The organism is Thauera aminoaromatica S2, assembly GCF_000310185.1.
GTDB lineage: Bacteria > Pseudomonadota > Gammaproteobacteria > Burkholderiales > Rhodocyclaceae > Thauera > Thauera aminoaromatica.
In genome coordinates this window covers 21,603-30,191 of the sequence record NZ_AMXD01000038.1, presented here as the reverse complement: position 1 = coordinate 30,191, position 8,589 = coordinate 21,603, and the positions used below count along the sequence as shown (strand labels likewise).

Annotated in this window: 4 protein-coding genes; 3 read left to right on the top strand and 1 reads right to left on the bottom strand. The window is 74.3% G+C overall.

The annotated features are described in order from the left end of the window. The 3 genes from C665_RS08130 to C665_RS08120 all read left to right on the top strand — a co-directional run. Positions 1–3,053: hypothetical protein (locus C665_RS08130; protein WP_004304991.1), on the top strand; the 3,053-nt coding region annotated here is incomplete at its 5' end. Continuing rightward, a complete protein-coding gene (locus tag C665_RS08125) occupies positions 3,050–4,921 on the top strand; it encodes a hypothetical protein (protein WP_004304989.1) in 1,872 nt (623 codons plus the stop codon). The genes C665_RS08130 and C665_RS08125, both read left to right, overlap by 4 nt. 36 nt (positions 4,922–4,957) lie before the next feature. Next, positions 4,958–6,808 carry an NHL repeat-containing protein gene (locus C665_RS08120; RefSeq protein ID WP_004304987.1) on the top strand — a complete coding sequence of 617 codons (1,851 nt, stop codon included), beginning with the start codon at positions 4,958–4,960 and terminating at the stop codon, positions 6,806–6,808. A gap of 125 nt (positions 6,809–6,933) precedes the next feature. On the opposite strand, the gene C665_RS08115 is transcribed toward C665_RS08120, so the two are convergent. Continuing rightward, positions 6,934–8,571, bottom strand: a complete 1,638-nt coding sequence (locus tag C665_RS08115; protein ID WP_004304985.1) for an alpha-D-glucose phosphate-specific phosphoglucomutase — start codon at positions 8,569–8,571, stop codon at positions 6,934–6,936. Between the last annotated feature and the right edge of the window lie 18 nt (positions 8,572–8,589).

Genomic DNA, 8,589 nt, shown 5'->3' with positions numbered 1-8,589 from the left:
GCCCGCCGCGCGATGCCCCCTTCCGCGCGGCCCTGGGCGAGGACGGCGCCGAGGCCATGGCGGCGCTGCTCGGCGCCCAGCCCGGCGTGCCGGCCGAGCACGCCGCCTACTTCGAGGCATTGCAGCACGACCTGGATCCGCTGCTCGAGCATCCGGGCGGGGCCGAGCGCCTCGCCCACGAACTGCATGTGCGCCGCTTTCAGCCGCTGTCGCGCGCCTCCGGCTGGGAGATCGCCGAGCGCGAGCCGGCCCCGCTGCGTGCCGGGCGCCCTGCACGCAAGGCCATCCCCGGCATCGTGCGGCGTGCGCTCGCCGCCCTGGAGCGACAGCAGCGCGCGGCCGACGCCGTCGCGCGCGAGCTGGACAGCCTCGGGCAGGCGTTCTACCTCGCCTGGTACCAGCGCGGCCTGGCCAGCTTCGACTGCGACGCCGAGGCGGTCGAGCGCTGGCGCGCCGAGGAGTCCGTGCTGCGCGCGAGGATCGCCTTGCAACGCGAGCGCCTCGCCGAGCGGGTCGATGCGCAGGGCATGCCGCGCGGGCGTCCGCTCGAGCGCGTGCGCGCGTTGGTCGAGTGCCTGCTGCCCGGCCACGAGTTGCGACGGGTCGACGGTGTGCGCTTCCATCGCCCGCGCGACCCGGTCCTGCTGCTCGCCGGAGCGGCCTTTGCCGACCCCGGGCGACATGGCACCGACGGTCGCCATCGCGCCGATGGTCGGCTGCACTGCCGGACCAGTACCCGCCTCGCCGAGGGCGGCCCTGCCGCCGCCAAGGATGAGGCCGTGATCGGCGCGATGGCGGGTCTCGATCTGCAGCGCCGTGGCATTCCGGCACCCGCGGCGGGCCTGCTGCGCGAGGCGATGCGCATCGCGCGTGCAGACGGGACAGTCGTTCCCCGTGCAGATGCAACCGACGCCGGCCCCTCGAACGCGCCACCCGCCGGCGGGTCCGGAACCGGTGCTCCCGGCAGCGCGGACCTGGCCCCCGCGGCGATCGCCTGCACGCGCTGGTGTGGCAACCCCTGGCTGCCGCTGCTGCTGCAGTGGCGGGTGTCGTGGAGCGAGCTCGCCGGGGCCGGGGAGGGGGCCGAGGCGCTCGCGGGGTGGCGGCTCGATGCGCGCGGCGACGGGTTCGAGCGCAGCGTCGACGCGGTCCCCGGGCGCGAGCACGTCTTCACCGGCACCTCGCTGATGACCCCCGGCGTGGCCGACGCGCTGCGGCGCCGCCTGGTCGAGGCCGGAATGGAGGTGGCCGCGATCGACGTCCTCGGGCAGAACCTCGACGGCCTGATGGACGGCCTGCTGGCCCGCTGCGCACGACCTGAACTTCCCCCGCTCGAGGCCGACGGCCCGGCGGGGCCGCTGCGTCCCGCGCCGCATGCCGCACAGCTCGAGGCTGCAGAATGGCTTTCGCCGCTGCGCAACGCGAGCCTGCTGCCGCTGCGCGCCGGCCTGCTGCGCATCGAGCGCCTGCGGGTGATCGACGCCTTCGGCCAGTTCATGGAGCTGCGGCCCGAGGGCGGAGGTGCCCTTCCAGTGCTGCTGCCGCCACGCCTGCGCGGGCCCGGCGGGGCTGCGCTGTTCGAGCCGCGTCTGGTGCAGGCCGCCCGCCTGGTGGTGGAATGGCCTGCAAGCGGGTGCGACGAGGGCAGCAAGCCGGGCGGAACCGCGCGGGAGCAGGACGATGCTACAGAGGAGCCCGGCGAGGGCGAGCCGTGCGGCTGGATCCTTCCCGATCGGGTCGGTGGCACGCTCGTGGTGCTCGACGGCGCGGGCAATCTGCTCGGGGCCCTGCAGGCGATGCGCGGCAAGGCGGACGCGCACGGCGTCGGTGGACGCGCCCGCCCGATCGACGGCTTCCGCTGGGTCACGACGCGCGGTCCGCACGCCGCCACGGCAGCGGAGGCGCAGGGCGAGGCCATGCTCGACCCGGCCGATCCTCTGGCCGAAAGCGGCGCCGATCCGGTCGTCCGTGCAGTCGTGCGCGAGCTGCTGCGCTGGCAGGGGGCGAGCGGGGCGCGTCTCGCCGACCTGCTCGACACCTTGCAGCAGGCGGCGGGCGAACTCCTGCCCGACGCCGACGACCCCGCTGTCGGGCTTCTCGTCGGACGGCCGCTGGCGCTGCTGCGCGCGCGCCTGCGGCTCGAGCTCGATGGCGCACCTGCCCACGACCCGGCGAGTGTTCAGGGTGGAGGCCACTGTGGCGGAGTCGGGGCGATCGAGTTTCCGCTGCGCCTGGGCGACTTCGACGGTAGCGCGGGGGACGGGCTCGCGGGCTTCTTCCTGGCCGACGAGCCGGGGCATTTCCACCCGGCCTGGGGCCTGCGCACCGGCGGGGGAAGGCCCGAGCTGCGCGACCGGGCCCAGCCCGTGGTCAGCATCGAGCGCCCGCTCGAGCTCATCCTCCTGATGGACCCGGAGCGCGGTTTCACGGTGACCAGCGCGGTCCTCCCGCGCGCGAGCTTCCGGCCGCCCGGCGCGTGCGAGCGCGTGCGTGCGCGTTCGCTGATGTTCTTCACCGGCCCGGTGCTGGGTGCGCGCGACGAGCTGCGCATGCCGCGGCCGTCGGACCTCTATGGGCAGTGGTCGTGGAACCATCACCCGCGCGTGGGCGTGCGCGAGGAGCGCGAGATCATCGACACCGCGGCGAGCGGCAGCGTCGCCTTCCCGTCCGGGCTCGCGCTGGCCGAGGGCTGGCTGCGGCTCGAAGCGGTCGCGCTGGCGATCGACGGCTTCGGGGTGGTCGAAGCTGCGACCGCCGCGTCGGCGGGCGGGGCCGCGCAGGATGCGGCGGAGGGCTTCGAGCTTCCCAGGGGCGTGCCCGCCACGCTCGTGTGGACGGTGAGCGGCGCCGACGCCATCGAGCTGAGCGCACCGGACGGGCGCGTGCTGCTGCGCACCGCGGTGGCGCCCCTGCCCTCGACCTGGGTGCTGGCGCATCCGCAGGCCGGCCGCTACCGCCTGCGCGCATGGCGTCGGCTCGCCACCTCGGACCGCGACTCGCCACCGGCGTGCCGCATCGCCGAGGTGGCGCTGCGACTGCGGAGGCGGGCATGACGGACGACGCCATGGGGCTGCTGGCCCGCCTCGACAGCCTGGGCGACTTCGTCGTCGGCGCGCGTTCCGCAGCCAATCGGCTGACGCTGCGGATCGACTACCGCGGCGACGCGGCGCTTGCGCGCACGCGCTGGCCGGCGCTCGTCCTGCGTGGCGGGGTCGGCGGCGGGGAGGGCGACCTGGTGCGGAGCGCGGCGCAACTGCGGCGCTGGACCTGCCAGGCGCCGGCGGGCTGGGTTGCGCAGTGGCGGCTGCCGCCGCAGCGGCCGGAGCGCTGCGAGCTATGGTTGCTGCGCCGCGGCGAAGTCCTGCTGCGGCCCGGCGACGCCCTCGAGGTGGTCCTGTCGGGTGCGGTCTCGGACGCGCAGCCCGGCCTTGCGGCGCTCGCGCTCGGGCTGCAGGCGAGCGGCGATGCGGCCGCCACGGCGGCGATTGCGCTGCGGCTCGCCAAGCGTGCATCGGCCGCGGGCGTGCTCGACTTTGCCTGCGTGCCGGACCAGGCCGCGGTGAACCTGCCCGGCGACGTCGTCGAGCTGCGCTGGCGCACCTGCGGGCTGGCGGGCCTGAGCTTGCTGCGTGACGGCCTGTGCATCGCCGAAGGTGTCCCGGACGAAGGGGGGCGGCGCGTCGTGGTGGGGGTTGCGGATGCCGAGTTCGTGCTGCGGGGCTGGGACGGAGCGGGCGAGCGTCACGAGGCGAGATTGCGCGTGCGCGCCTTGCGGCCGGGCTGGCAGCGCTGGCCCTGCGTGCTGGCGACGCGGGAGGGCCGCAGGCTGGCCATGCCCGCCCTCGCCGATACGAGCGCACAAGCGGTGCCGCTGCGCCTGTTCGGAATTGCCGGCGGCAAGTTGTACGCGAGCGTCGCGTTGCCCGGGGTGGGCGGCTCGCGCGTGCTGCTGTGTCGCACGCACCATGCGTTGGGGCCCTGGGAGCCGGTGGGTGCGCAGGGGGTGACCGAGGGGGCAACTGCGGTGGCAACTGAGGGGGCAGGCCCGTTCGTGGCCTTCCCGCCTGGCTGCGAGCGCTTGCCCGGGGCCTTGTTCCGCGGTCGCCTGTGGCTCTTTGGCGGCATGTCCGGCGCGGAGGGGCGCTGCGGAAACAAGGTCTGGAGCCTCGACGTCGGTGCCCGCGAACCGCGCTGGCGGGATCACGGCGAGGCCTCCTGGTGCGCCCGGCGGGCACACGGTGTGGCGGTGTTCGAGGAACGCCTGTGGGTGTTCGGCGGCATCGACTCCGCCGGCGCGCCGCTCGACGACGCCTGGGCGGCGACGCAGAAGCCTGCCGAGGACGAGAAGCCTGCCGAGAATGCCACGGGGCCGGCCCTGGACTGGAAGGAGCAGCCCGCGGGGGGGCCGTGCGAGCGTCCGCGCGGCGCCGCCCAGCCGGCGGTTCACGGTGGGCGGGTGTGGCTGTTCGGCAGGACAGGATCGAAGCGTGCCGCGGAGGAGGGCTGCGAACCGGGGCGGGAGTCCGACCAGGAACGCAGCGAGTGTTTCGACCTGTGGTCGTTCGACGGCCAGCGCTGGGAGCGCAGCTTCCTGCTCGGTGACCTGATCGACGGGCGGGTGCTTGCCGCCGCGCTGGCGAGCGACGGGTGCAGTCTGCACGCCTTCGCATGGCTGGACCGTTGCGGCGAACCGGATGGCGGCGACGCCGAGCGGGTCGAGGCCATCGCGCTGCGCCTGGTGGATGCGCCCGCGAAGCGCTGGGCAGTGCTGCCCTGCGGGGATCTGCAGCGCCTGGTTCCGGCGGAGATCGAGGATTTCCAGGTGCAGGCGCTACGCGCCGGCGCATTGGTGGTCCACCTGCACCCCGCGGAGAACGAATGCGCGGCGGACCGTGCGCTGCGACTGTACTTCCCGGCCTAGGCGCGACGCCGCCGGGATGCGCAAGGGGAGGATGGGATGAGACTGCGATCACTGCACATCTGCCTGGCGCTGCTCGCGCTGGTGCCCACCGTGCTGCCGGCGGCCGAGCGCACGGTGGCTGCGGTGAAACCGGGGAGCGTGGCGTTTGCGGGCAACTCGGCGGTCTCCACGACCCTCCTCGAGGCGCGCGATCCCCCGCCTGCATCGACGGCCGAGGCGGCGACAGGGGGTGAGCACTACTGGCTTCGGCCCGGCAACGGCGTGAGACTGGCGTTCGACCTCGACAGCCTGCCCGTCGGCTTGTCGGCGGCGCAGATGCGGCGCTGCGTGCTGCGCGTGGTGGCGAGCGAGGTGCGATATGTGCGCGAGCACGAGGCGGTCGCCGCCGTGGTCGAGCTGGCGGTGCGGCGCGTGGGCGAGACGCGTCCGCTCGCCGCGCTGCGCGACCTGCGACCCGACCGTCCGGTGTCCCTGAACCCCGACAACGGCCGCCTGTGCGAGGCCGTCGCCGAGGCGGCCGCGGCGCCGGCCCGTCGCCTCGAGCTCGAGCTCTACACTGCCACCGCCAAGGCGAGCAGCCTGCTGCACGGCCGGGCGCCGGCGGAGGACACGATTCGCCACGCCTCGAGTGCGCCGCGCCTGGTCATCCAGTACGCGCCCGACGCGGTGGCGGCCGCGGCTGCGACGGGTTGGCACCAGCCGCAGCACGACGCCGGCCACAGCGGCCGTGGCGATTCCAACCCGGCGCACGGCCCGAGCGGTTTCGAACTGCAAGCGCTGCCCTTGCCCGCCGTCGGCGAGGACGCCGGCCCCGGCGTGCTCGCAGAGCGTCCGCTGCTGTGGCGCGATCAGGTGATCGCGGTGCTAAAGCGGGGCAAGCGCAATTTTCTGGTCGTGCTCGATGGCAAGGGGGCCTTGCTGTGGTCGAGCGAGATCGGCGGCGGGGTCGTGCAGCGCGCTCCGGTCATCGGCCCGCAGGGCTTGCTCTATCTGGTCACCGAGGATGCCGTGCGCGCCTGGGACCTCGAGGCCCGCGGCGCCTTGCGCCACCGCTTTGTGCTACCGGAGCTCGCCCCGCAGATGCCGGTGCGCCTGGCGCCCTTCACCAAACCGACCGTGGGCGAGGACGGCAGCCTCTACCTCGTGCTCGGGGACGGCGTGGATGGCGTGCTCGGCCTCGACGCGCGATTGCGCCCCTTCCTGTTCTTCGGACTGCACGAGGATGCGGGGACGATCACGCCGGGCAGCCCGGCGCTGAGCATCGATGGCCGATACGTGGCGGTCCCGAACGGCGAGGGCGCGGTACTCATCGATCTGCACGACCCCGCCGAGGCCGAGCGCCTCGCCTTCGGCGACGGCGCAGCCGTGTCCGGCTGGAGGCATCACCTGCCGGTGGCCGGCATGCGCGCGGGCGAGTGGATCTTCTCGGGCTACGACGCGGAGGACGGCACGGGAACCGTGTGGGCCTTCGCCGGGCGCGCGCCGCGCTGGCAGGCGAGCGGCGGGACGAGCACGCAGCCGGTGCTGGCGCCCGATGGCCGCGTGTGGTTCGTCCAGGATGGCGCGCTGAACGTGCGTGGATTCGGGCCGGGCGATTCCGGCCGGCGCTTCGGTGACGGGCTGTGCGCAAGCTCGAATCCGGTCATGGATGGCGCAGGCAACCTCTTCTTCTGGTGCAGCGGTACGCTCCACGGCTTCGCGCCCGACGGGCGGGCCTTGTTCGCCGGGCAGCGCTTCGCAGACGGGCCGGAAGAGAACCTCGCGCTCGCGCTCGGTGCGGACGGCAGCCTGTGGACCGCCAACGCGAACGGCGGCGAACTGTTCGTCTTTCGGCCGCGCTTCTCGCCACCGCCGGCGCCGCCTGCGGCCCGGCACCAGCGGCGTTGATGCGGCGCAGGCGTCGTCGAGACGGTGCGGCGCGCTGAAGCGCCGCGCGTCGTACCGTCCAGACAGTGCCGGAAGTTGCGCAGCGTCTTGTGAACAGACCGGTGCGGGGCAGCGCCGGCTGGCCGTCAGGTCACCACCGTCGGCCCTTCCATGCCGCTGTGCCTGCGGATGCCGGCGACCTCGTCGGCGATGCGGATGAGCGCGCCGAGCGCCTGCTGCACCGGCTGGTCGTGGCGGGCCGGGTCGGCATCAAACCGCTCCAGGTACACGCGCAGCGTGGCGCCCTCGGTGCCGGTGCCCGACAGGCGGAACACGATGCGGCTGCCGTCGGCGAACAGCAGGCGCACGCCCTGGCGGGTGCTGACCGAGCCGTCGACCGGGTCGGTGTAGGCGAAGTCGTCGGCGCTGGCGATGCGCAGGCCGTCGCCGCAGTCGCGTCCGGCGAGCGCGGGCAGGCTCGCGCGCAGCTCGGCCATCAGCGCGTCGGCGCGCTCGCTGGGGATGCCCTCCCAGTCGTGGCGCGAGTAGTAGTGGCGGCCGAAGCGCGCCCAGTGCGCGCGCACCAGATCTTCCACCGAGCGCCCGGTGGTGGCGAGCAGGTTGAGCCAGAACAGCACCGCCCACAGGCCGTCCTTTTCGCGCACGTGGTTCGAGCCGGTGCCGTAGCTCTCCTCGCCGCACAGCGTGGCCTGGCCGGCGTCGAGCAGGTTGCCGAAGAACTTCCAGCCGGTCGGCGTCTCGTGGCAGGGGATGCCGAGCGCCGCGGCGACCTTGTCGGCGGCGCGCGAGGTCGGCATCGAGCGCGCGATGCCGGCCAGCCCGGCGCGATAGCCGGGCACCCGGGTGGCGTGCTCGGCGAGCACCGCCAGGCTGTCGGACGGGGTGACCACGAAGTCGCGGCCGAGGATCATGTTGCGGTCGGCGTCGCCGTCCGAGGCCGCGCCGAAGTCGGGCGCGCCGGGGCCGGACATCGCCGCCATCAGCTCGGCGGCGTGCGCCGGATTGGGGTCGGGATGGTGGCCGCCGAAATCCTCCAGCGGCTCGCCGTTGATTACGGTGCCGGCGGGGGCGCCGAGCCGGCCTTCGAGGATCGCGCGCGCGTACGGCCCGCTCACCGCGCTCATGGCGTCGAAGCGCATGCGGTGGCCGGCGGCGAACCAGGCGCGCATGGCGTCGAAGTCGAAGAGCTGCTGCATCAGCTCGGCGTAGTCGGCGACCGGGTCGATCACCTCCACGGTCATGCCGCCCAGGGTGCGCGTGCCGAGGGTGTCGAAGTCGATGTCCGCGCCCGCGTCCTCGATGCGGTACTCGGCAATCTCCGTGCTGCGCGCGTAGATCGCCTCGGTGAGCTTCTCCGGCGCGGGGCCGCCGTTGGCGGCGTTGTACTTGATGCCGAAGTCGCCCTCCGGGCCGCCCGGGTTGTGGCTGGCTGACAGGATCAGCCCGCCGAAGGCGCCACGACCGCGGATCACCGCGCTCACCGCCGGCGTCGACAGCAGCCCACCCCGGCCCACCAGCACGCGGGCGAAGCCGTTGGCCGCCGCCATGCGCAGGATGGTGCGGACCGCGACGCGGTTGTGGAAGCGGCCGTCACCCCCCAGCACCAGGGTCTGGCCTTCGTGGCCGGGCAGGGTGTCGAACACCGCCTGCACGAAGTTCTCGAGGTAGTGCGGCTGCTGGAAGACGGCGACCTTCTTGCGCAGGCCGGAGGTGCCGGGGCGCTGGCCGGGGAAGGGGCGGGTGGGGACGGTCTGGATGCTCATGGATGCTCGCGGCGGTTT